Genomic DNA, 25,805 nt, shown 5'->3' on the forward strand with positions numbered 1-25,805 from the left:
TAATTTTGACCTGTCAATTTTAAAAAAGATAAAAAAATGAAACAAGTACTTCATATTATTTCAAGTCCAAGAAGTGAATCATCAGTCAGCAAAAAACTGGGAAATGCTGTTGTAGAAAAAATTACCGCAAAATACCCTGACAGTGTTTTTAAAAAACGTGACTTAACAAATCCTCTTTTTCCTCATCTGGAAGAAAATCATATCAATGCATTTTTTACTCCGGCTGAAAACCGTACTTCCGAGCAATTGGAATCTGTAAAGCTTTCGGATACGGTAATTGCTGAATTACAGGAAGCGGATATCATCATCATTGAAGCTCCGCTGTATAATTTCAGTATTACTTCTACCTTGAAATCCTGGCTTGACCATATTGCCAGAGCAGGGGTTACTTTCCGTTATAATGAAAATGGTCCGGAAGGAATGATTAAAAACAAGAAAGTATATGTCGCTTTTTCAAGCGGCGGTATTTATTCCGAAGGAGAAAGACAGGCCTATGATTTTGTAGTACCTTACCTTCAGAAAACGCTTGGCTTTTTGGGAATGACAGATATTTCTGTTGTCCGTGCGGAAGGTTTATCCGTTCCGGTAATTCAGGAAACGGCTTTACAAAAAGGGATTGAAAGCATTGTAGTAGAATAGAGACTTAAAAAGTGGTCTCAAAAGTTTAATTGTCTGACTTTTGGGATCACTTTTTCTTTTAAGTTGATGAATGGTTTTTAAATGGGTATCTAAGTTTTCTTTTTTACCGGATCAGAAAGGTAATAATGCCAAAGCATCATCGAAGCCACTGAGCGGAAAGGTTTCCACTGTTCACTTATTTCCAGAATCTCTTCTTTTGTAGTTGAGGATGAAAGCTGTTTGAGGCGTTTTAAGGCATTCACTGCCGCCAAATCTCCAATAGGAAAAATATCCGTTCTCTGAAGGGTAAACATCAGATAGACATCGGCAGTCCAGTTTCCGATCCCTTTCAGACTTACTAAAATCTTTCGAACCTCTTCATCTGACATTTGCGGTAAGCTTTCCAGGTCGATATCACTATTTACAATAGCCTGTGCCAGCCCTCTGATGTAAATCGTTTTCTGCCGGCTGACATAACACGCTCTCATCTCTTCATCATTAAGCCTAAAAATAGCTTCCGGAGTTATTCTATTTGTTTTTTCTTTAAGCTTGTTTAGGGCTGCCAAAGCCGATGCGAGAGAAATCTGCTGTTCCAGAATAATATGAACAACTGTTTCAAAAGTATTTTCGCGGGTCCACATCGGGGGATAACCATGTGTATCTAAAACCCACTTAAGATCCTTATCCTGATCAGCCAGATATTCACATAATTTCTGAAAATTATCTGTACTGAATGTTTCCGTTTCAACTATTGGAATGGCAGGGTTTCTGTTTTTCATAGTACGATGCTTAAGGTTAAAATAAAGTAGGGATGGTAAAACCTCTTTCAAGATCAAGCAGAACAGATTTATTTTCTATACCTCCTGCAAAACCGACCAGCTTTCCTGATGCTCCCACAATTCTGTGGCAGGGAACAATAATAGATACTGGATTTTTATTTAAAGCTCCTCCTACAGCACGAACAGCTTTTACATCTCCAAGAATTCCGGCCAGATCGCCATACGTTTTTGTGACTCCATATGGTATTTTTAACAAAGCTTCCCATACTTTCATTTGAAATTCAGTGCCTTTCAAATCAAGAGGAACCTCAAAGACTTTCCTTTTATTTTCAAAATATTCTGTCAGCTGTTGTTCAGTCTGCAAAAGGACAGGTGATTCATCCTGACGGACAGGAACGGAAAGTTTTGTTCTTTTATAATCTTCGCCTTCCCACAATATGGCAGCAAGACCTTTGTCAGAAGCAATAAGTCTTATATTTCCTACTGGTGACTGTACCTCTTTATATACTAGCTGTTCAGAGTTTTCCATCTTTCTTTTTTTTAATTATTGATCTCCACTTACTGCTTTTTTACCGGGAAGCAGATAAAGCATTATTCCCACCAGTACTACACAAGTCAATATTCCTATGATCCCGGCCTGATAGGCAGCCTGCCATCCATTTTTAGAAAAATAGAAAAACACACCACCAATAATACTTACTCCGAGTGCAGAAGCGGTCTGCTGAAATGTTGAATAAATTCCCGCTGCTGCTCCGGCATATTGCTGAGGAACATTTTTGAGGGCAATATTAAGCAATGAAGGAAGTACCAGTCCGTTTCCAAAGCCCCATAGTGCCATCAATCCAATAATTAACCCCGTACTGATTCCGGGTTTCCACAATTCCATCTGTAAATAAAATGCCAATGCCAGAATAGTAACGCCAAACTGTAAAACCCGCTTTCCAAATATAATGATCATTCGCGAGGCAATTACAGAAGAGGCAATAAATAATATCCCCGGTGCTATAAAATACAGTCCGCAATCCAGTGCCGAAACACCGAGACCGTTCTGCAGATAAACCGCACTCAGCAAAAGATAGGCTGTATGCAGCATAAAATGGAATAAGACAGCTACCAATCCAATATTAAAATCTTTAATCTGAAATAATCGTACATCAATCAAAGGGTTTTCATTTCTGCTGAGTTTATTTTTCTGATTGTAAATAAAGAATAGAAAAAGACACCCCGATGAAACAATCAATCCCAAGCTCCATAATGGCCAGCCTGCCTCTCTCCCCTGAATTAAAGGATAAATAAGAGAAAATAGAGCCAGTGTCAAAATCGATATACCTATATAATCAAATTTTGTATTCTGATGTTTCTGTGTTTCCGTTACATATTTATGGGTAGCCCAGAGGGTGATAATTCCTATGGGAAGATTAATAAAAAAGATGAGCCTCCAGCCTTCTATTACCCAATGAGTATCTGATAAATATCCTCCTAAAATCTGCCCTATTGCTGCTGCCGTTCCTAAAGTAATCCCATACAGCCCAAATGCTTTTGCTCGTTCTTTTGTATCTGTAAAGAGAACCTGAATGAAGGCAATAGTCTGAGGTACCATAAATGAAGCACTCAATCCCTGAAAAAACCGGGTGACATTAAGTTGTAAAGCAGAGTTTGACAATCCACATAAACATGAAGCGACTGTAAAGGCAAACATTCCCCAGAAGAAAACCTTTTTCCTCCCGAAGTGGTCTCCTGCTCTTCCTCCGGTAATAAGGAAAGCTGCATATCCCAGAAGGTATCCGGCAATAACAAGCTGCATTTCAGCATCTGTCCCATGTACCCCTTTCTTAATGGTAGGAATCGCAACATTGATGATAAATACGTCTATTACAGAAAGTAAAGGGGCTGCCAATACAATCACCAGTTCCAGCCATTTATTTGTTACCTCTTTCATCTCAGATCAGTTTTTGGATAATATGCTTTGCAGATTGTATGGGACTGGCGCTTTTAAAAACAGAGGCAGTCACAATAGCCCCTTCCAGCATGGTATAAATTGTTTCCGTCAGTTCTTCATCTGTCAATTCTTTTTTATGACCGGAATCAGCCACTAAGCCTTTAATGAATTCTTTGCTGTGCTGCTTCATAAGCCGGATCTGGGCCAGAACACGGGGATCGTCCGTACCAGCTTCATCATTTACTTTTATAAAAGGACATCCTCCGAATTGCCTGATTTCTTGCCGTTCTATATGATAGTCAAAAATTGCCAGAAGCTTTTTCTGAGGATCTTCCACTTTGGTTACGGAATTTTCCAATCTGCTGAACCAACGTTCATGAGTACGCTGAACATAAGCAACCAATAAGTCAGTCTTTGTTTCAAAGTGCTTATATAAGGATGCTTTTGCGATGTCTGCTTCATCTATAATCTGATTGATACCTGTATTGCTGTAGCCCTGAGTATAAAACAAATGCTCAGCAGTATCCAATATTTTGTCTATGACGACCTGTCCTCTCTGTTTCATGAGACAAAGCTACATATAAATAGACAAGTCTGTCTATTTATTTTATATAAAACTAATATCGATATTATATATTATCACTTGCTTAATAGTCATCGTAATAATCCGACTTTTTATTGATCTTAACGAAAGTGATTTTTCAATTAATTGACGATTAATTAAAAAAAAAGCATCCAAAACACCCCGATACAAAGGATTCCCGATCATAGTTCAAAAAAACAGCACTATAAATTACATCGAAAACTGAACCTCATTTTCTGAGATTTAATTAATTTCTGATAAACAAAAATTGATAATAATTAAAGAATAATACTTAATTATTCATCAAAAAAAGAGGCAAATCAATGCCTCTTTTTTCTATTTTAATTGAAATCTAGTTTAAAATTGTTCTTACGAATCTCCCTCAGGAATCAGATTGTTGTAAGTCTGTTCAACTAAAAAAGATATTGCTCTTTTTACAGATGCACGTCCTTCCGGCGAATTCATATCAACCCCACAAAAGACACTTCCATTCAAAGAAGAATACATATTCAGGTAATAAAGACCTGAAACCATTATTGCCATTATCGAGCGGTAGATATCCATTTTCTCTTTGAAATGAGGAGTCATCATCAGTTCAAAAATATATTCTCCGTTTTGTTCCTGGGTATCAATTAATTTTTTCAATGATTTTCTGGGTTCGGATATGGTCCACAACAATAGCTTTTGAGCTTCTTTATTGTTGTATACGTAGTCAAACTGAGATAATAGCATTGCTTCGATGAATGTTCTTCCACCGTCTTCTATATTTGGTTTCATCTTTTCGACTTCCTCTTTGGTTACCTGAACCCAATAGTCCTGTGACCGAAGATATTCATCCATAAGACCATCCATACCGCCAAAATAAGTGTAGATCATTTTTTTGTCCACTCCGGCTGTAGCAGCAATATCGTTTATTTTTAATCCGGCATGTCCTTTTGTTTTCAGAATTTTCCCAACCGCATCCAAAAATTTCTTTTTGCTGCGCTCTTTGTTTCTGATACTTCCTGCTGCTGATTTTCTTTCCATGACTAAAAATTCAATGATACAAGTTTAAGGATTTTTTTATAATTATTAATCACTATACAGTGTTTTATTTTAATTATTTTTATTAACTTAATTATAGGGTATTTAAAAATATATTATTCCAATCCAAGTAATTAGACAATCGGGCCACTTTAACAGGAGCTTCGTCCAATATCCGGCAAATAAAAACACTTTATTCCTCAACATTCTAAATCTTGCATTTCTATACTTTTTTTAAAAAAACCGGTCAATATCTTATCCAGCTACTATCTGCATGGATTTTTATCATCTTGCCCGAATAACTGATATATTAAATTTAATTAATTTTTAAAATTTTAAACACTTTATAGTGTCTTATTGTGTATATTTGCACCAAACTAATAACCATTTTCATTATTAAACACAATTTAAACTGAAGAATTAAAGAGAATTTCGAACACAAAAAGCTAAGGTAAAAGCACTCAATGTAAACAGCATTACTGGAAAACTAATGATGCTGTTTTCTATTTTCTTCAAAATTAAGTCTTTTTTCGATAATTCTCTTCCTTTAGTAAGGCTAAAGTCACTGGATTATAGGTATTGGTTTACCAGATAAAGTTGAAAAATGCCTTTTCACAATATAATTTTCTCTCATTATAAAACATATGCTTACTAAGCAAAGCTTATATTGTAATCAGGCTCGGCCGGTTTCTTATTCAGATATTATAGTTTTGTATAGGATTGTTCAACTAAAAAAGATACAGCTTCTTTGATTTTATCACGTCCTTCTGGTGTATTGACATCTATTCCACAGAAAACACTGCCATTCACAGAAGAAAACATATTAAGGTAATAAAGCCCGGAAACCATGATTGCCATGATTGAACGGAATTCCTGTTCGTGTTCTTTGAACTGAGTATCCATAAGTTTAAAAAGATGTTCTCCGTTTTCTTCCTGGGTAGCGGTAAGTTTAGCGAGTGATGTACGGGATTCTGATAAGCGCCAAAGCAGCAGTTTTTGTGCTTCTACGTTGCCATACACATAATCAAATTGCGACAGCAGCATTCCTTTGGTAAATAATTCCCATCCATCATCTGTTTTTGGGAGTATTTTTTCAACTTCTTTAGCGGTCGCTTTACTCCAATAATCCTGCAAACGGATATATTCATCTATCAGACCATCTAAGCCGCCAAAATAGGTATAGATCATTTTCTTATCTACTCCGGCTGTGGCTGCAATATCGTTTATTTTCAGACCCGCATATCCCTTTGTTTTAAGGATCTTTCCAACCGCATCCAAAAATTTCTTTTTACTGCGTTCTTTATTTCTAATACTTCCTGCTGCTGGTTTTCTTTCCATGACTAAACATTCAAAGATACAAGTTTATGAATTTTTTTTATCATTTTAAACACTAGCTAGTGTCTTATTATATATATTTGCAAAAATTTAACCATTCTATATACAGAAAATCGCTGTCAAAATTGAATGCATCAAAACTATTCAGATTGTACCATAGTTCTCCCTTAGCTTAGAATAAGGCGAATATTAGACGGCTAAGGGAAAACACTCACACAAACAGCATCATTGAAGTTGTAATGATGCTGTTTTATTTTTCTGTTTTTTCTGTTGATAAAATTATTGATAAAATTTATCCCATGTCTTATAAATTCAGTTACTATTCTGTTTAATAAGCATTAATCTAAAATCTGAAAATTAAGCACATCAGGGATTTTAATTTTTAGAGCACATTTCATCTCAAACATCTATGTTCTCGGGAACAATATATCCGGATTTATTGATTTGTGTGAAAATAAAATAAAATAAAATAAAATAAAGGGTTGAATTAATACTCAGGACGTCCATCAGTTTCAGTCTTTAATCATAAAATTCAAAAAAAAATATTTACTAGACACTTTATAGTGTCTTAATGTGTATATTTGTGTCTAACTAACAACCATTCTATATATTAAACACTATCTAAGTTGAAAAGCCAAAACAATTCAGATTGTATTACTCAGTTTCCTCCATTCAAGAGAATGAAGAAACACCAACTAAGGTAAAACATTACAGAGCAGCATCATAGGATTCCCTTATGGTGCTGTTTTTATAGAGATGGAAAGACCAATACAAAATCTTCTTAGTCTGAACATTTCAGGTTTTTATAGGACTGGCCTATCAAAAAAGAAACTGCTTTTTTAATTTTATCACGTCCTTCGGGGGTATTAACATCTATTCCACAAAAAACACTTCCATTAACAGAAGAATACATATTAAGGTAATAAAGTCCGGAAACTATAATCGCCATAATCGAACGGAGCTTCTGTGCATTTTCTCTGAAATGAGAATCCATCATCAGTTTAAAAATATATTCTCCATTTTGTTCCTGGTTGGCAGTCAGTTTTGCCAGTGATTTGCGAGGTTCGGATAAGCGCCACAACAATAATTTCTGTGCTTCCTTATTTTTGTATACATAATCAAACTGAGAGATCAGCATTTCTTCCATAAATAATCTTCCTCCATCATCTGTCTTCGGCTTTATTTTATCAATTTCCTCTATTGTTACTTTGCTCCAATAGTCCTGTGAGCGAATATATTCGTCCATCAGGCCATCCATTCCTCCAAAATAATTGTAAATCATCTTCTTATCTACACCGGCAATAGTTGCAATATCATTAATTTTTAATGCGGCATATCCTTTGGTTTTAAGGATTTTTCCTACGGCATCTAAAAATTTCTTTTTACTTCGTTCTTTATTGCGGATATTACCTCCTACTGACTTTCTTTCCATGGTAAATATTAGATAATACAAGTTTAAGAAAATTCCTTCTACTTTAGACACTACCAAGTGTCTAATTTTGCATATTTGTAGAAACTAAAACCATTCTAAATAAGAAAGAGCCGTTAAAGTGGGAGAATTAGAAACAATTGAGAGTGTAATTATGCTCTATCCAATAAAGACAGCTTCAGACATTCATTAGCTAATGAAAAATATTTAAACAAAAATCTCGTTAGGAATTCAATGGTGCTTTCTTAAGTTGAAAGGATGGTCACTTTTCCTAACAATGAGTAGATTATATTAAAAGCATTTATTATAAGAAGGAAACTTCAGCAAAGGTATTGGAAGACCTTGAATGTAAATATTTAACCGTTTGATGGGAATTTTTTTTGAAATTTTAACCTCGAACAATATATTTTCTATTTTTACCAATAATTTAATCAATTAATATACAATGCTTTATAGATATTATATGAATCAAATCAGAAAAAAGGAAAAAAAAATAACATTTTAAACACTTTATAGTGTCTTATTTATTATATTTGCATCAAACTAATAACCGTTTTGTATTTTAAAACACTATCTAAGTTGAAAAAGAAGAAAAATTCAGACCGTAATTATGTTCCCTCAATTTAAAGATAGTTTCGAATATTAAACAACTAAGGTAAAAACACTTACACAAAAACATCATTAGAAATCTAATGGTGTTTTTCGTTTTCGGGAAAATATTACCCTGCCTCCTGTTTTTTTTCACCTTTATCCAGCATATCCAAGCTAATAGGGTTTAACTACAACTTTTTCCTTCTTAAAGCACTCATTTAAAAGACTAATATATAGAACATTACACTTATTTTCGTAAAATAAATAAAAAATAATAATAATTTAAACACTTTATAGTGTCTTATTTATTATATTTGCATCAAACTAATAACCGTTTTGTATTTTAAAACACTATTTAAGTGAAAATTCAGGTCGCAATCGCGTCCCTCAACTTAAAAATAGTTTCGAATATTAAACAACTAAGGTAAGATCACTTACACAGGAGTATCATTAGACATCTAATGGTACTTTTTCATTTTCAGGAAAAGCGTTCGCCAAACTATTGTTTTTTTTATTGATTTGAATAGATCAGATTCTTTTTTACTTTATCATTATTGCTCTGAATACCTTCTATCAAACATTTTCTTTCCATTATCATAATATCAATAAGAGAGGAGATAAAAAAAATTAATTTTAGACACTTTACAGTGTCTTATTTTGTATATTTGCATCCAACTAATAACCATTTTACATATTAAGCACGACGTGAGTTGAAAAACTAAAAAAGATTTCGAGAAAACCCACTAAGGTAAAAACACAAAACTTAGTCAGCAGCAATAGGATTCTAATGCTGCTGTTTTATTTTGGGCATATTCTTTCATTTCTTAAACGCAGCCAGCAAAGCAATTGATCATAGCCCATTTTCCAAAGATTATGAAAACAGCTTCTGCAAAACCTGAAAATCTCATGTTTGATTTTGACTAGGGTAACATTAAATATTCTGATGGCATTGTCTGTTTTTTATTTCTTACTGACTCTAAAATATTTTGAGTATCAATTCTCATTTGATCAGTATTATATAAAATTCATTCTTCTATTTAACTGATTATCTTTATATTTCATGTGTTTGTATGCATAAATACAATCTTCAATTTAGTATTTCCAGCAATTGACTGATAGGGCATAATTAAATTATGGGAATAATCTATCAAAAATGGGCTGTGATTTGGTATAATTAAGCCTATATTTACCAAAAAATTTAAATTAATGAATTATAAGCTTGAGCTCAACACTCAGGAGCCTAACTCTAAAATTGTTTTTAATACGGTCATATTTGATTCGTTCAAGGTTAATATAGTTGAAAGATATATCGGTTCTATGAAGGCTCGTCCTACATTATGTGAAGCTTTATTTAAAGTCAGAACTTTAGACAATACAATGATTGAAAGAAGGGATGGTAATACCAGAGTAAAGATTAAAGGTGATGATTTTGAAGTCTACCACAGATTAAGCAGAGATCTGAACTCTTACGAGTATAAGAACAGATTGGTCAACAGAAAAGATGTTGAACAGAACTATGTTCATTTCATTCTAAGTTTAGTGATCGCCAACTATCAATTAAATTAATCTGCCCTTAGTATTTTAACCCCTGCTGACAGGCTTAATATCCCCATTTTGTTCTAAAAAAAATTGCAGTAATCCAATACTTCAATTTTATGTTATGGGCATAATCGGAATACTATTTGTTACAGGAATTTTACCGATACCGTTTTGTGCTTTATGAAAATTAGATGAACTCATGCTGATGTTTTTCTAGAATGCAGCAATTTCCGATAGGTATAAAAATCATAAAGTAAAGGCATAAAGATTAAAAATAGATTTTTCAATCCTTAAAAATCCCAGCAGATGTTGGGTTTTTTTTTGATTGTACTATAAGAAATACATTTCAGAATTAAAAAATTAAAATATCCGGTTCACTGATTTTAACTGAAGACAACTTTAAAATTTAAATTTTTCTAAATCAAATTATTGGTGATCACATAAGAAATGGCTTCGATAATATTTTTCACTCCTATTCTCTCAAATAATTTACTTCTGTGAAATTTAATGGTACTTGGAGCAACGAACAGCTGTTCAGCAATTTCTTCTATTTTCATTCCCTGAAGATAAAGTCTGATGATTTCAATTTCCCTGATTTTTAAGGTTATTTTGGCTTCTTCTGACCATTTTCCTGTAGAGAGATTATATTTCCAGTAGGTATCGGAAGTATTTGATAGTACGCGAATATTACCAGCAGCACGGTTGAGTGAGTATGAAACTACACATACTATTTTAGAAATGTCTCCTTTTTCGCACAATTCTATGGGTGTAATTTTATGATTGATAAGTACATCAACACTATTGGCGTATTTAACATGAAAATCATAAGTAATAGTATGCCGTTTTTTCTCTTCCGGTGAAAGACATTCAAAGAATTTGAATCCATAGATCTTCACTTTTTTCAATATGTCAAGATCTTCTGATCTTGTATATTTACGAAAAAAATTGAATCCCATTTTCTCTACTTCAACAGAGCCCAGCCCTGAAAAAAGAAAACGGTTCTCGGAAATAAGCTCCATTTTCCCAGTTTTCAGATCTGCAATGTAAATACAGCCAAAATTGGTTTCTGCTACAGATTTAAGTGTATTAAAGTATTTGTTTGATACATTTTTTTCATCTGATTTTGGTAAAACCGACGAATTATCGCTACAAACTGAATTTATTATATCACTCATATTTTTGACATGATATTAGTGGACACAAAACTATTTTATTAGATTATTTTTACAAACATATCCATAATTAAGCTAAATAAAAAATCTATTAAAACTTAATTATAGTTAAACATAAAACTGAAAATCTTTTATTTCAACATTAAAAAAATCTATAATTCCCCATTTTATTGATTATTTCCATATCTGTTAAAAATGTTTTCAGATTTTTTGGGGTACAAATTAGAAAATAAATGAAAAGATCAAAGACAATAAGGTTTCAGGAAAGTCTTTTTTAATAAGACAAAATTCACATATCCTTTATTACAAAAGAGCCTCATGATTATTCATCATCATTTTAATTCATCACTAAAGGAATTAAAACTATACGAAAGTATAGTAATATTAAATTTTTATTAAATTATTTTTACCCAAATCATAATTATAAAGTAAAAAAATCTAATAACCCTTCTAATAAAATGAAAGAACATCCAAAAATAATCACAGACTTGCCGGTAGCTAAGCTATCGTAAAGTTAAGAATTTTGATAATAAAAAAACATTAAGTAATTTCTGATTTGCAGGTGAGTATTTTGTAATGAATTTAATATTTTGTTTATAAAATAATCACGGATATCATTCAAAATAATTATACAAATCTTTTTTGCTTCGAATGTTGAACGTAATTAAAAAGAAATAATTCTATTATTCTTCCGATTCAGATCGCGTATCTCAAAATAGGTGATCAGGTGAAATAACAGGATCCTCCCCTTCCCACTTAGCGCCCAAATTTTTGATAATGAATCAATATCTCTGGATTTCTAAACGAAATTTCCAGGGCCGTATTGGTACGTCACGAATATAAGCTCAAAAGCTAAATATAAGCTTTATAGTGCTGCAGGAAGACTAGTATCAATTGGTATCACCCTGAATAACTCTATTAATGTAAGTAACCTTATCAATGGGGTTTATGTAATAGAAATAGAAGATGTTCGAGGAACCATACAAAAGAAATTCATAAAAGAACCATAACAGCTTTTATTAGTAATGAACTCAACCTTATTTTTCAGAAATTATAATTCTATCGCGCATGAAAAACTTTATATTTAGTCTATTAAGCCTCTTTCTGACGTTCGGCTCTTTATTCGGACAAAGAGATACTGAACATTGGATAGCTCCTTACTATGCTTCAACAAGCTACACCCAGGCTTTGTATTTATCTACAGATTCTCTGATTCCTTTTGATGTTACAGTGTATAGCAATAATATTGCCCTGGGAACTGTCACCATCAGTAAAGGCAGTCCACAGATTTATACGGTTCCTGTCACTAATATAGCCGCCACAGTTCCTGCTGAAGCTTTCACAGTGATCAATAAAGGCTTATATCTTAACGGTGCCAAACCTTTCTACTGCACGCTTAGAATGGTGAGCAACACTACTCACGCAGAAATTGTTACGAGCAAAGGTAAGGCAGGAATTGGGAAGGAGTTTTATGTAGCTGCAACTCCGTCTCCTTTTTCAAGTACGGGAAATAATTTCACTGCCGGTATTTTGGCTACAGAGAATGCGACCTCAGTAACGGTAACGTGGAATGCGGGTGTCAATTTTCTGGGCACTGCTCCAGCAGGTACAACGCATACTTTTATCCTGAATAAAGGAGAGTCTTTTATCTTCGCAGGTAATGGAGCCAATTCCTCGAATATCGGATCATTCATTGGAGCAAAAGTAGTTTCTGACAAGCCGGTTACTCTTACCAACGGAAACGTTAACGGAAATTTTGGAACTACAACCAATTCAGGATCGGATGCCATTTTGGATCAGGCTGTTCCTGTAGAAAGGTTGGGAAGTACATTTGCAATGGTAAGAACAAGATCTACCGCAGCAGACTTAGAGGGTGGCATTGTGATCGCTACTGAAAACAATACAGATATATTTTTAAATGGCTCTACCACGCCCGCTGCTACAATCAATCAGGGAGAATGGTATAGAATTTCAGGGGATGCTTATGTACTTCAGGGGACTTCCGGACATGCCAATATGTTTATAACCACCTCAAAAAATGTCTATTTGTATCAGCTGGTAGCTGTTAATAACAGTAGTGCAACTTGCGGGTTCAATTATATTCCTCCATTAAACTGTTTTCTACCGAGAAAAATAGACGAGATCGGCAAAATCAATGAAATGCCACTTCCTAATCCTACCCCAAGCGATATGGTCATTAAGTTAAATATCCTAACTGAAGCCGGCGCAACGGTAACAGTCAACGGAAATTTCCCTAATGCTACTCAGGGGCCTTATCCGCTGACCGGAAATGCATCATGGGTAACTTATGTGATAGAAGGAATTACAGGTAACGTAACTATTATTTCTGACAAAGCAGTCACTGCCGGTATCAATGGAGGATACAACACTTCCGGATATGGAGGATATTTTGCAGGATTTTCATCAATCCCTGTAATTGCAAAAAAAACAGGAGACTGTGTTCCGGGTATTGTGCTGGAAGTAGATGACGGATATGATTCTTATCAATGGTTCTTAAATGGAGCTGCCATACCAGGAGCCACATCCCATACCTACACTCCTACTCAGGCAGGAAATTACACCGTAAAAGTAACAATGGGAAGCTGTCCACCGGTTACGACTCCTATTTATAAAGTCTTCCCTTGTTTATATGAATCTACTTCAACGGTTAATTCATGTGCTTCAAAGGTTATTACCCCTGCATTCTCCAATTCTGCCCAGACGCCACTAGGAAGTACAGTCACCATCATTACTCCTCCCGCTCACGGAACTGTTACCTCACCCAACCCTACTACAGGAGCATTTACATATGTTCCCAATACAGGATATATAGGCCCGGACCTTATTGTATACCAGTTTTGCAGTAATGCACCGGAATTTATTGATTGTGAAAAAGTAACTTTACATTTAAATGTTGTACCATTCATTCTGGATGATGCCACCGTTAAAGCATGTCAGTATAACGGAAAAGGATTTTTTGACTTAACAAAAGCTGCTGTTACTTCTTACAGTCCTGTAGTGAAAAAGTTCTACCTTAGTATGGCAGATCTTACTTCTGACTCCAATCCAATTACAGATCCTACAAATTATAACTCTGCCGCCGGAGTTGTGTATGTAAAGGTAACGACCAGTGAAGGATGTACGGGCACTGCTAAAATTACGTTAGCTTTCTTTCCTTCTCCTGTAGTACATGATGGTTTGTTAAGTGAATGTTTTCTTCCGGAAGCAGAAAATCAGTCAAAATTTGATCTGACAGCGGCCAACATCACAAATGAAACACCTGTCACAAAGAGTTTTTATACAACATTAACGGATGCCGGCAATGATACCAATGAAATCCAGAATCCGACAGCTTATACCTCTGCAAATGCCACTGTTTATGCAAGAGTTTACAACGCAGACGGATGTTATTCCATTGCAAAAATTATTCTTAAGGTAATTCCTCCGAAAAGATCTGCAGTACTTACAGATAGAATCATTTGTATAGATGCCAAAACTACGTTAGATGCAGGCCCCGGATATGCTTCTTACCAATGGAGTACCGGAGCAACTACGCAAACAATACAGGATGTCATGGTGGGAACATACTGGGTCATTCTTGAAGATAACGGATGCTTTGTTAAACAGCCCGTCAATGTTAAAAAATCTCAGGATCCGGTGATTCAGGAAGTTGAAATTTCCAATAATACTGCAACCGTTCATATATCAGGAGGAAAAGCATCTTATCAATATGCGGTAGACGCTCCTTCTAACTGGCAGGACTCTAACGTTTTCACAGGACTTACAAGAGGCCAGCATACATTCTATATAAAAGATGCATATAACTGTACGCCGGTTTCTGTAGAAGTAACAGTACCTAACCTTATTAATGCGATCACGCCAAACGGAGATCATAAAAATGATTTTATTGACTATAGTGAATTGGCTTATAAGGAGAATCTTTCATTCGTAGTGTATGACAGGTATGGAAACAAGATTTTCACCGGAAATAAGTTTAATAACTACAGGTGGGACGGAAAGCATTTCGATAAAAAAATAACAACTGACACTTATTGGTATCATATTAACTGGAACGAATCCAACAAAGAAAAGACCCCAATTAAGTATACAGGATGGATTTTAGTGAAAAATATTGAATAATTTTCAAAATAACAGCTTAATGAACTACGATTATTCATCGTGGTTCATTAAATTTAACAAAAATTTAACCTAATAAACAATTTTCTATTATTCAGTGAACAAACTTTACATTATATGAAAAACTATCTACTCATTTTATTATTAATTATCTTAGGCATCAATGTCTCGGCTCAAAGGGATACGGACCATTGGTTTGCGCCCTATTATGCCTCTACAAGCTATACCCAGGCATTATATTTATCCACAGATTCAGTAGCTCCTTTTGTTGTTACTATTAACAGTAATAATGCACCTATCGGTACTGTTACCATTAGTAAAGGAGCCCCTCAGACTTTTGTTGTACCCATACCTAATATAGCTGCTACAGTAACATCAGATGCGTTCAATGTTATCAATAAAGGACTATATGTACAGGGAACCAAACCATTCTATTGCTCATTAAGAATGGTAAGCAGCACTACGCATGCTGAAATTGTAACCAGTAAAGGTAAAGCCGGAATTGGTAAAGAGTTTTATGTTGCAGGAACGCCTACTACCGCATCATCTTCAGGTTTTAACTTTACCGCAGGGGTGATGGCAACAGAAAACAATACGGTTGTGACTACTACCTGGAGTGGAAATGTAACATTCTTTGGTGCTACACCGCCAGCCAATACCCATACTGTTACCTTAAATAAAGGACAGTCTTTTATTTTTGCAGGAGGTACTGGAACTAATGGACTTAACCAATCTGCTTTTATAGGAGCCAAGATTGTTGCTGATAAACCCATCACTCTTACCAACGGCAATATCAATGGAAATTTTGGAAATAATACATCTTCAGGATCAGATGGAATCCTTGATCAGGCCGTACCTACAGAAAGACTTGGTAGTACTTTTGCCATGGTAAGAACCCGATCAAGCAATCCGGATCTGGAAGGAGGTATTGTTATTGGAACTGAAGACAATACCCAAATATTCATTAACGGAGCCAATACGCCTATCGCTACAATCAACAGTGGTGAATATTACAGGATCCAGGGAAGCAATTATGTTCAGCAGGGAACTTCCGGGCATTTCAATATGTTCATTACCACTTCAAAAAATGTATATCTGTATCAATTGGTTTCAGTGGATAACAGCAGTGCAACCTGTGGTTTCAACTATATCCCGCCATTAAACTGTTTCTTACCCAGAAAAATTGATGAAATAGGAAAAATCAACGAGATGCCAACCGGAACTGGAACAAGCAGTACTGTTCCAAGCGGAACCGTTGTAAAATTGAATATTTTAACCGAAGCAGGAGCTAATGTAACCGTAAACGGTATTACTCCTACAGCGGCACAAGGACCTTTCCCTTTAACAGGAAATTCTAACTGGGTTACTTATGCATTGTCACCTATCACCGGAAATGTGACCATTATTTCTGATAAAGCTGTAACTGCAGGTATTAACGGAGGGTACAGTACATCAGGGTACGGTGGATACTTCTCGGGGTTCTCCTCTATTCCATTAATTGCCAAGCAGACAGGAGACTGTATTCCAGGTCTTGTTCTGGAGGTTGATGACAGCTACGATACCTACCAATGGTATCTGAACGGAAATCCTATTCCCGGGGCCAACTCCAACAGCTATACTCCTGTAGCTTCAGGAAACTATACGGTAAAAATCTCAGTAGGCTCATGTACTCCGGCAACCACTCCGGTTTATAAAGTATATACCTGTCTGAATGAGACCACCAAAGCAATGACTGTTTGTGAAGGCTACCAGTCTATTGTTCCCGAATTTACAAATTCTACCCAAACTTATGTACCGAGTACGGTAACCATCATTACGCCTCCGGCAAATGGTACAGCAACTGTAGATCCGGCAGGAGTTGTTAATTATGTTCCAAACTTTGGGTATATGGGAATGGATACTATTGTTTATAAATTCTGCGGAAATAACCCGGACTTTACAGATTGTGAACAGGTAACTTTAACATTAACTGTTTCTGAAAGCCCAATCGTAAAAGATGTTACGTTAAAATCATGTTTTACACCTGCTAACCCTGTATTGGGATTATTTGATTTAACATCCGCAGGAGTTAATGTGCAGCCGGGAACTACCAGAAAATATTATCCATCCCCTACTGATGCACAAAACGGAACAAACGAAATCCTTACCCCGGCCAATTACATTGCTCCAAACGGTGTAGTTTATATTAAAGTAAGCAATGCCAACGGATGTTTTAAAATTGCAGAAGTAACTCTTGTTGTGATCCCTCCAATGTACTCAGATGTTTTAAAAGATAAAATAATCTGTATGGAAAATACCACAACATTAGATGCCGGACCTGGTTTCACAGGGTATTTATGGAGTACGGGAGCAACCACCCAGGTTGTCAATAACTTAGGAGTGGGTGTTTATTGGGTTGATCTTAAAACCAGAGAATGTACAACCAGACAGACGGTTAAAATCTATCCTTCCGAAAATCCTGTTATTTCCGATGTTAATATTACAAACAATACTGTTACAATAACTGTTATTGCCGGAACACCACCTTACCAGTATTCAATGGATAATATCAACTGGCAGGATGACAATGTATTTACCAACGTACCTAGAGGGGTTACTACCTTCTATGTAAAAGATTCTTACAATTGTGTTCCTTTGCAGGTAGATATTACCGTACCTAATCTGATTAACGTAATCACCCCTAATGGCGATGGAGTAAATGATGTACTTGACTATTCTGCTTTAGCCGGAAAATCCAATTTAACATTTAACATTTATGACAGATATGGAAGTAAGATCCATGAAGGAAATAAGCAAAGCGGATACAAATGGGACGGAACTATTGCAGGAAAAAAAGTAGCCACAGGGACTTATTGGTTTGATCTTGGCTGGAATGAGTCCAACACCAAGCAGACTCCAATAAAATTCACAGGATGGGTTATGGTAAAAAACAGAGACTAACTGATCCTAAAGATTGAAAAGAGCCACGGATCCGATCACAAAAAAATAATTTACTTACTATTTAAATATCTATTTTTATTATGAAAAAGCTTTTATATACATTTCTAATTTTTGCTTCAGGAATGGTACTCGCGCAAAAAAGCAATACTGTAAAATTTGCCGTTTACAATGATGTAATAGGAACAGCTAAAATGTTTGACAACTACAAAAGCAGTATTGAAAAGATAAATGTTTTTAAGACTAAAGCAAACCTTCCTTCCCATCTGAAAAAGTTTGAATACCTTGCTGATAATGGTTTGGCAGAAGTGAAACTGAAAAAAAATGGGGCCTATCCCGACAGTATATCTCTTGAACTTCTTAACAGTCAGAACAACGTACCGAAAAACAGCCCGGTATTTATTGATGGCTATAAGATTGAAGGGCCGGATACCAGAATTTATAGTGAAATGATTGAAAATACTGACATTATAGATTATAATGGGCAGAAGTGTTTAAGCATATCTACCGCAAAAAAGTAAATGCTCTTCCAGATAAAAAGCTAGTAAAAAAACAACAGGCTGTCTCCAAAGTGAGGCAGCCTGTTGTTTTTTATAAAAATAAATACAGTAAAAATCCACTCTAAATTATTTGAATATTTTTTGTGCAAACCGGTAAAGGCATCCTCTCCAGGTCAGCCATTCATGGTAGGTTTGTGGAGATTTGTACTGAGAATACGGATACTTATTTTGTTTAAAATAAGTAACGATAGCTTCGTTAAATTCAAGGAATCTATGGTCCTCTTTCTCTCCAATTCCGATAAAGAAGAAAGGCTTCTGTCTTGACTTTAAGAGATTACCGATAGGAAGTTCCTTAAAAGGTTCTATTTTGGTTCCCTCATAAATGACAGGACTAAATGATCCAATAGCAGAAAATAACTCAGGATGACGGGATCCAATCAGCATAGCCTGATAACTTCCACGGGAAAGTCCTGCAATAGCCCTTTTACTTGTAGTTTTATATTTCTTTTCAATGTAAGGAATCAGTTCCTGAACCACAATCCTGTCAAGGTTTTGAGCAGAAAGTACAGTTCTCGGATAATTGTCCGGCATTTTTTCTTCTTCAGGGTTAAGAGCAACTCCGTAATCCATCACCACGATCATTTCTTTCGCCTTTTTCTCTGCAAAAAGATTGTCCAGAATATTTCTGATATATCCTTGTTTTTCCCATCCGGTAATATCCTCACCCGTTCCATGATAAAGATATAAAACAGGAAGTCTTTCAGTTCCGTAACCTGGAGGAAGGTAAACTTTAAAATTTCTCTTTCCATGAGTAATGATCGAGTTCAAAGAATCATCAACAATTTTCCCGTGCTTTACCTTTTTCTCAAAGAAGAAATCTTCTCGTGAATCTACTTCAATAGCACTCGTCGGCTGGCCATAGCCAAAATAAAGCTCGGTATTGGGATCATTGGTTCGTTTACCATCCACATTGAACCAGTAATAATGAAATCCTATTTCCATGGGTGAAGCAGAAATTCTCCAAAAACCATCTTTGTCTTTGTTAACAGTAGTTTTCAAATTCTGCATCCCGTCTCCCCCTTCTAAAGTAACAGATTTTGCCTCGGGAAAATAAACTTTAAACTGGGCTTTGCCTTCGGGGGTGATCTTAGGAAATTCTTTTCCTTTCTGTGCTGTTACAGAGGTCTCTTCTTTTTGGGAAAATACCATAACAGAGGATAAAGTAACTATAGAAGTGATTATAAAGTTTCGCATTGAGTTCGTTTCAGAATGATAGAAAGCGTGTAATTTAAGAATTTAAACTTAAAAATGCTATCACTTCCCTATTCCAAATGGTTAATTCCTGCGATAAAATTTTCATGAAAAGCTGTATTATGATCGTAATCATAATAAAATATCTTGATATCACTTACTTTTGAAAATGATAATCTTAGTGATATCACTATCACACCAAAATCTTTTAGCTTCCCCATGAGGGAAGTTTTTTAATTCATTTTAACCGGTTTCATAGGTGTTTTTTATTTTGAACGATAACTACAGATAAAACGTATTAAAGCCCTAATCATCGATCCTATAATCCGAAAACATTCTTTTTAAATAAAAATCTGAAATCGTTCGGTCGAAATAGTAAATCTTTAAATGTTTCTTCCAGATCGTGAATGACGATTCCGGATTCTTCCCTCTTTTTCGATCAATTATAAATTCCCGCCAATAAAGAATAATTCTAAAACAAACATAATCAATCATTTAAAACAACAGAAAAGGCAATAGGCATTCAATATCATACCTGGCAACATAAAATACGCTGGTTTTCCTTTTAAATAGCTATAATTTGATTAAATTTAACCTTTATAATGTAGGTATAAAAACACGTAGAAAAATCTCTGTATGAATAAGAAAAGTGCCACCATCTATGATATTTCAAAGAAGCTTAACGTGAGTGTGGCAACTGTTTCAAGAGCATTGAACGACCATCCGAGAATAAGCCAGGCCACGAAAGAACTGGTACGCCAAACGGCCAAGGAAATGAACTATAAGCAAAATAACCTTGCCAAAGCCTTAAAAAGTGGTGAAACCAAAAATGTCGGCATCATTGTTCCTTACATCAACACCAACTTCTTTTCATCTGTGATACGGGGAATTGAGGAGGAGCTTTCTCCGCTTGGTTATCATGTGATTATCTGCCAGAGCCACGAAGATGCCAATATTGAAAAAAGACAGCTTAATACCTTGCTTAATGCTCAGGTAGACGGCATTTTCATGTCTGTATCCAAAACGACAACAGATACCACCCATATCCAAAACATTTTAGACACCTCGAATACACCGATTATCTTTTTTGACCGTAAAAAAGATATCGCAGGCATCAGCACCGTGACCATTGATGATTATCGCGGGGGGTATATGGCCACCGAACACCTGATCAAAGAAGGTTATAAAAATATCTGTCATTTTGCAGGAGACCTTAACCTTGAAATTTATCAGAATCGTCTTAACGGGTATAAGCAGGCTCTTACGGATCACCATTTACCTGTAAAAGAAGACAATATAATTTCTACAGAGAGTTCAATAGATGGCGGAATTGAAGCTATTAAAAAGCTTTGGAATAAAAAATCTGTTCCCGATGCTATATTTTCGTCCAGTGATTTTGCAGCCTTAGGCGCTTGCCAGGAATTGAAAAAACGCAACATAAAGATTCCTCAGGAAGTTGCTGTTATTGGTTTTTCCAACGAGCCTTTCACTCAATTTATGGAACTTCCGATCAGTTCAGTTGATCAGACTCCGGTATTAATGGGAAAAATGGCTGGGCAGGTATTTTTGGAAAGTGTAAAAGAGAATGGATCCGGAGTTTCCATTGAGAAAAAGGTTGTGCTTACCCCGCAGCTTTATATCCGAAAATCGTCTAAGAAAAAATAGTTTTTCTCCTGAGATTGATTGTTTACATAAGCTATCAACAGCCTGTTTGTTATTCTGACGAAGGAAGAATCTCAATTTATAATCAATAAGTAAGTTTTGGCTTAAGCCAATGATAATTTCTCCTTTTTTTAAAACGGGCTCCTTTTCATTACGCTCAGGATAATAACCCGTTCCTATTGAATGAGATTGTCGTTTTTTCATTCTGTTCCCAATCTTCATGCAGGCTCGAGGGTGTAAGATCAAAACTGATGAATCTTTTGAAATTCATAGGAAAAGGGGTGATAATCAAGATTGTTATGTTTTTTATATTCTTCGGGAAACTTTTCAATAACCTCATAGTACATCCCCAATTCGGTCTCTATATTCTGGAAGCGACTGAGGTAAATCACTTTCCATAAACCACCGCCTATTGAGAGTACGTCTTTTTTGTTATCTCCATGATACCATTTTATAATGGGAGTATCTCCTATATTACAGCATACAGTACGCTGATCCAGGATATCTATCCACTGATATTCTACAGGAATCAGGATCTGGTTTTCTGTATTGATCAGCCCCCACTTTCCCTGTCCTAGCCTTCCCTTATATTCGTCACCATTCCACGACTTGTTATCCCATAAAAATTCGTAAAAAAGCTCATTAGACTCATCATCATATTTCCAATGATAGTCACCTATAAAAATCTTAAAATATTTTTGATCGATCAAAGGAGATATATAATCATAAACAGGAGGTATAATCTGGAAGCCATTAATTAGCATAACACCCCATTTTTTCTCTCCTTCAATCATATTATAAAATCGAACCATTCCATTTGAATAATCAACGATTTTTGACACCTTAAGTTCCTCTATATTATTATACTCATCAGCTGTATAAACTTTTCCGTCTTTGTACTGAAAGATTGATATTTTAAGCCTTTTAGATAAGAAAATGGTCTCATAAAGCTCTAAAGGATTTTCCATATTATTTTGTACATCTTAGATGTAAAGTTTTTATTCCGTTGTATACATCCATTCTATGACCTCTTCAGTGATGTATGCAAAGGATCGTTCCATTTTTAATACTCCATCATTGTAGCCTTGAATGCCGTTCAAATATACATTGTTTTTACCTCTGATAAAAGAAAATGCCCTCTACATTACATAGAAAGCATTTTCAATCCTAATTAATATTTATAATTAAAAAAACATTTTACAAACTTACCCCTCTTCTCCAGGGGATAAAATCATTTTGGTTTAAAATAGCAGCTTTGGTTTTTACTTCTCCGCTGGCTACTTTGATGATAAACTCCAGCAGTTCTTCTGCTTTTTCATCAATTGTTTTTTCTCCGGTAATCACATCTCCCGTGTTGAAGTCGATAATATCCGGCATTCTCTCGGAAAGAGAAGTGTTGGAAGATATTTTCACCACGGGAACCACAGGATTTCCGGTAGGGGTTCCCAGACCGGTTGTAAATAGCACAACATTGGAGCCTGAACCTACCAAAGCCGTCGTACATTCTACATCATTTCCCGGTGTACAAAGCAAATTCAAGCCGGGTTCTTTGATATATTCAGTAAAATCAAGAACGTCATTGATTGGGGATGAACCCCCTTTTTTCGCAGCGCCTGCAGATTTCATAGCATCGGTAATAAGGCCGTCTTTAATGTTTCCCGGCGATGGATTCATATCAAAGCCTGAACCTGCCGCAACTACTGATGCTTCAAAGTCTTTCATCAACTGTAAAAACCTTTCTGCATCTTTTTCGTTTACACAACGGTTGACCAGCTCCTGCTCCACTCCGCACAGTTCCGGAAACTCTGAAAGAATGGTAGCACCTCCTACTCCGGCCATTAAATCCGACAGATGTCCTAATACCGGATTGGCAGAAATTCCCGAAAATCCGTCTGAACCACCGCATTCCAGCCCTAATACAAGCTTTGAAAGCGGAGCAGGTTTTCTTTGGATATCATTAGCTTTTTTGATGGCTTCGTAAGAATCTTTAATGATTCCGCTGAGCATTTCATCTACCGTTCCGGACTTTTGCTGTTCGTAAACGATGATTGGTTTATTATTTTGCGGACTAATCTTTTCTAAGGCATCCTTAAAAACCTGTACTTGAAGATTCTGACATCCAAGACTCAAAACCGTTGCTCCGGCAACATTCGGATTGTTGACGTATCCTGCCAAAAGTCTTCCCAACGCTTCTGCATCCTGACGAATTCCGCCACAACCACCCTGATGAGTGATAAATTTAACTTCTACATTTTTAAAAATTCTTGAATCCTGATCTTCTTCAGCAACTGCTTCCGCCTCTGAATTATGGATTAAAGATCTTAATAATAACTGGTGTTTGGTTGTTTTCTCAAATAAAAGCTCTTTTTCAAAAACATCTTTTAAGATCTCTACATTTCTGTTTTCACAAAAAACCAGCGGAAAGAACAGCCATACATTTTCTGTTCCTACCTGTCCGTCTTCTCTGTGGTAGCCCATGAAGGTCTTGTCTCTCCATTGGTCAACATTCGGGGCTGTCCAGGAAGTGGTTTCTGTTTTCTTTTGTACTTTTGCACTTTGGTGTTTCACATTCAGGGTAGTGATTACTTCTCCTTTTTGGATCGGCTGGTTTGCTTTTCCCACCAAGACACCGTACATAATGATAGAATCTCCCTCTGAAAGATCTTCCGTTACAAATTTATGCTTAGCCTTAGTATCTTTTATGATGTCATAAGTAAGATGACCCAAAGTAACAGTCTCCCCTTGCCTCAGATCAACCAGTGCAACTACTACATTATCTTTGGGATTTACTTTCAGTACTTTCTTTTGCATGATTTTTAAGAATAAAATTGAACGAAATTGTGATAAGCCGTTTCTGTGTCGTGATGATCAATTTCCCATAATGCTTTTGCTACGGCAGATTTCAAGCCTTTAACCTTAGTGAGGTCCGTATCCCAGAAAGATGCTTCGCTTAATGCCAGCTCCGCAACGGTTTCATAATCATTATAATGAGTCCAGATCTCTTTAAATTTCTCAACCACAGAGCTTTCATCATTCAAAGGAAGCCATTTCTCACCATAACTTCCCTGATAAAAACGGATTAAACTTGCCAGAGAGAAAGTCAGGTTAAGCGGTAATTTCTGATTGATGTCAACATACCCTAAAAGGCTTGGAAGGATTCTTACTTTAAATTTGGATACAAAATACAAAGCGATACTTGTCAAATAGTGTTTGATAAAAGGGTTTTTGAACCTGTCAAAAACATCTTCTGCAAAGTTTTTCAATTCATTTTCATCCAATCCTAAAGTCGGGTTCACTTCATTGAAAATTGTTTCACTTAAAAACTTACCGATAAATGGATTCTCAATAGACTCCTTCACTGTTTCCATTCCTGATAAAATAGCAGGAGCAAGCATCAGGGTGTGGCCGCCATTCAAAATACGTACTTTTCTGAGACGGTAAGGCTGAATATCATCTACCACAAGGATCTGCTCATTAATCTGATCAAAAGGTATCCTCCCTTTCAGATTATTAACATCCTGAATTACAAAAAGTAAAAATGCTTCCGAAACCACCATCATCCGGTCTTCGTAATCAAGCTGTTCTTCGTAAGATTCAGCATCATCTTTAGGATATCCTGGAACAATCCTGTCTACCAATGTATTATGAAAATAATTATCCTGTTCGATCCATTGTACGAAACAATCTTCTAAATTCCACAGTTTTGCATATTGAAGGATAATTTGTTTTAAAGCTAAAGCATTGTCTTCAATCAGTTCACACGGGATAATTCTCAATCCTTTTTCAGGAGCTCCATTGAAATGTTTAAACCTTTCATATAGTAAAACAGTTACTTTCGCAGGAAAGTTTTTGTGCGGACCCTGATAAGTATTTTCAAGTTCATCATAAGCAATTCCCGTTTCTGTGGTATTGGAAAAAACAAATTCCAAGGCCTCTTCTTTGGCTAATGCAAGGAACTCATCATAGTGTGTATAGGGATTGACTGATTTTTGAATAGCTGAGATAATCTGTTTTTCATCAATGATCTCTCCTTTTTTAATCCCTCTTGTAAAAAGAGTGTACAGATTATCCTGTTCTTCAAGCTTGTGAACGGAACCGCCCTGAGTAGGCTGCACATTCACAATTCCGGCATTGAATCCTGTTTTTTTGTTAAGCAAATCAATCACATAATCTGTGAAACCCCTCATGAAATTACCCCCTCCAAACTGCACAATTTTAATAGGCAATTTCTCCTGAGAATCATTGAATTCACGATTTAATTTTTGTTTTATCTGATTTTCCATCTTTATTATTTTGAATATCCTTTTTGA

The 25,805-nt window shown here is 35.6% G+C and carries 19 protein-coding genes and 1 pseudogene; 7 read left to right on the forward strand and 13 right to left on the reverse strand.

The window, feature by feature from the left end; translation table 11 throughout:
- The first annotated feature begins 36 nt into the window (after positions 1-36).
- Complete coding sequence (locus LF887_RS13355) at positions 37-639, forward strand: FMN-dependent NADH-azoreductase (RefSeq protein WP_236854703.1); 603 nt, start codon at positions 37-39, stop codon at positions 637-639.
- Between the two features lie 89 nt (positions 640-728).
- On the opposite strand, the gene LF887_RS13360 is transcribed toward LF887_RS13355, so the two are convergent.
- The 7 genes from LF887_RS13360 to LF887_RS13390 form a co-directional block, all read right to left on the reverse strand.
- A complete protein-coding gene (locus LF887_RS13360) occupies positions 729-1,397 on the reverse strand; it encodes a DNA-3-methyladenine glycosylase family protein (RefSeq protein WP_236854704.1) in 669 nt (222 codons plus the stop codon).
- Positions 1,398-1,413: 16 nt separating this feature from the next.
- A complete protein-coding gene (locus LF887_RS13365; RefSeq protein WP_236854705.1) occupies positions 1,414-1,926 on the reverse strand; it encodes a methylated-DNA--[protein]-cysteine S-methyltransferase in 513 nt (170 codons plus the stop codon).
- A gap of 15 nt (positions 1,927-1,941) precedes the next feature.
- Positions 1,942-3,336: an MFS transporter gene (locus tag LF887_RS13370; RefSeq protein WP_236854706.1), complete on the reverse strand. Its 1,395-nt coding sequence runs from the start codon at positions 3,334-3,336 to the stop codon at positions 1,942-1,944.
- 1 nt (position 3,337) lies between these two features.
- Positions 3,338-3,901, reverse strand: a complete 564-nt coding sequence (locus LF887_RS13375) for a TetR/AcrR family transcriptional regulator (protein WP_236854707.1) — start codon at positions 3,899-3,901, stop codon at positions 3,338-3,340.
- 387 nt (positions 3,902-4,288) lie between these two features.
- Positions 4,289-4,945, reverse strand: a complete 657-nt coding sequence (locus LF887_RS13380) for a TetR/AcrR family transcriptional regulator (RefSeq protein WP_236854708.1) — start codon at positions 4,943-4,945, stop codon at positions 4,289-4,291.
- A 699-nt stretch (positions 4,946-5,644) separates the two neighbouring features.
- Positions 5,645-6,280 carry a TetR/AcrR family transcriptional regulator gene (locus tag LF887_RS13385; RefSeq protein WP_236854709.1) on the reverse strand — a complete coding sequence of 212 codons (636 nt, stop codon included), beginning with the start codon at positions 6,278-6,280 and terminating at the stop codon, positions 5,645-5,647.
- A gap of 778 nt (positions 6,281-7,058) precedes the next feature.
- Complete coding sequence (locus tag LF887_RS13390) at positions 7,059-7,709, reverse strand: TetR/AcrR family transcriptional regulator (protein WP_236854710.1); 651 nt, start codon at positions 7,707-7,709, stop codon at positions 7,059-7,061.
- 1,794 nt (positions 7,710-9,503) lie between these two features.
- On the opposite strand from LF887_RS13390, the gene LF887_RS13395 reads away from it, so the two are divergent.
- Positions 9,504-9,863 (forward strand): prevent-host-death protein, encoded by a 360-nt coding sequence (locus LF887_RS13395; RefSeq protein ID WP_236854711.1) that lies wholly within the window; start codon positions 9,504-9,506, stop codon positions 9,861-9,863.
- A gap of 389 nt (positions 9,864-10,252) precedes the next feature.
- Here the strand turns inward: LF887_RS13395 and LF887_RS13400 are convergent, their stop codons facing one another.
- Complete coding sequence (locus LF887_RS13400; protein ID WP_236854712.1) at positions 10,253-11,011, reverse strand: response regulator transcription factor; 759 nt, start codon at positions 11,009-11,011, stop codon at positions 10,253-10,255.
- 818 nt (positions 11,012-11,829) lie between these two features.
- Between LF887_RS13400 and LF887_RS24425 the strand changes: the two are divergent.
- The 4 genes and pseudogenes from LF887_RS24425 to LF887_RS13415 form a co-directional block, all read left to right on the forward strand.
- Positions 11,830-12,018: pseudogene (locus tag LF887_RS24425) on the forward strand (T9SS type A sorting domain-containing protein); the annotation flags it as partial.
- A 58-nt stretch (positions 12,019-12,076) separates the two neighbouring features.
- Complete coding sequence (locus tag LF887_RS13405; RefSeq protein ID WP_236854713.1) at positions 12,077-15,148, forward strand: T9SS type B sorting domain-containing protein; 3,072 nt, start codon at positions 12,077-12,079, stop codon at positions 15,146-15,148.
- A 114-nt stretch (positions 15,149-15,262) separates the two neighbouring features.
- Positions 15,263-18,085: a T9SS type B sorting domain-containing protein gene (locus LF887_RS13410; protein WP_236854714.1), complete on the forward strand. Its 2,823-nt coding sequence runs from the start codon at positions 15,263-15,265 to the stop codon at positions 18,083-18,085.
- 80 nt (positions 18,086-18,165) lie between these two features.
- Positions 18,166-18,603, forward strand: a complete 438-nt coding sequence (locus LF887_RS13415) for a hypothetical protein (protein ID WP_236854715.1) — start codon at positions 18,166-18,168, stop codon at positions 18,601-18,603.
- Positions 18,604-18,708: 105 nt separating this feature from the next.
- Here LF887_RS13415 and LF887_RS13420 read toward each other — a convergent pair whose 3' ends face one another.
- Both LF887_RS13420 and LF887_RS13425 read right to left on the reverse strand, forming a co-directional pair.
- Positions 18,709-19,836: an alpha/beta hydrolase-fold protein gene (locus LF887_RS13420; RefSeq protein WP_236854716.1), complete on the reverse strand. Its 1,128-nt coding sequence runs from the start codon at positions 19,834-19,836 to the stop codon at positions 18,709-18,711.
- A gap of 68 nt (positions 19,837-19,904) precedes the next feature.
- Positions 19,905-20,054, reverse strand: coding sequence for a hypothetical protein (locus tag LF887_RS13425; RefSeq protein ID WP_236854717.1), 150 nt, complete (start codon positions 20,052-20,054; stop codon positions 19,905-19,907).
- A 415-nt stretch (positions 20,055-20,469) separates the two neighbouring features.
- On the opposite strand from LF887_RS13425, the gene LF887_RS13430 reads away from it, so the two are divergent.
- On the forward strand, positions 20,470-21,498 hold the full coding sequence (locus LF887_RS13430; protein WP_236854718.1) for a LacI family DNA-binding transcriptional regulator: 1,029 nt from the start codon (positions 20,470-20,472) through the stop codon (positions 21,496-21,498).
- Between the two features lie 239 nt (positions 21,499-21,737).
- Here LF887_RS13430 and LF887_RS13435 read toward each other — a convergent pair whose 3' ends face one another.
- From LF887_RS13435 to LF887_RS13445, 3 genes are all read right to left on the reverse strand, one after another.
- The gene (locus LF887_RS13435) at positions 21,738-22,463 is read right to left on the reverse strand and encodes a WG repeat-containing protein (RefSeq protein ID WP_236854719.1); all 726 of its coding nucleotides are present in this window, start codon (positions 22,461-22,463) and stop codon (positions 21,738-21,740) included.
- A gap of 229 nt (positions 22,464-22,692) precedes the next feature.
- Entirely contained in the window at positions 22,693-24,306 is a 1,614-nt protein-coding gene (locus tag LF887_RS13440; protein ID WP_236854720.1) for a UxaA family hydrolase, read from the reverse strand.
- A 5-nt stretch (positions 24,307-24,311) separates the two neighbouring features.
- Positions 24,312-25,778, reverse strand: a complete 1,467-nt coding sequence (locus tag LF887_RS13445; RefSeq protein ID WP_236854721.1) for a tagaturonate reductase — start codon at positions 25,776-25,778, stop codon at positions 24,312-24,314.
- Positions 25,779-25,805 lie beyond the last annotated feature (27 nt).

This window comes from Chryseobacterium sp. MEBOG06 (assembly GCF_021869765.1).
Classification (GTDB): Bacteria; Bacteroidota; Bacteroidia; order Flavobacteriales; family Weeksellaceae; genus Chryseobacterium.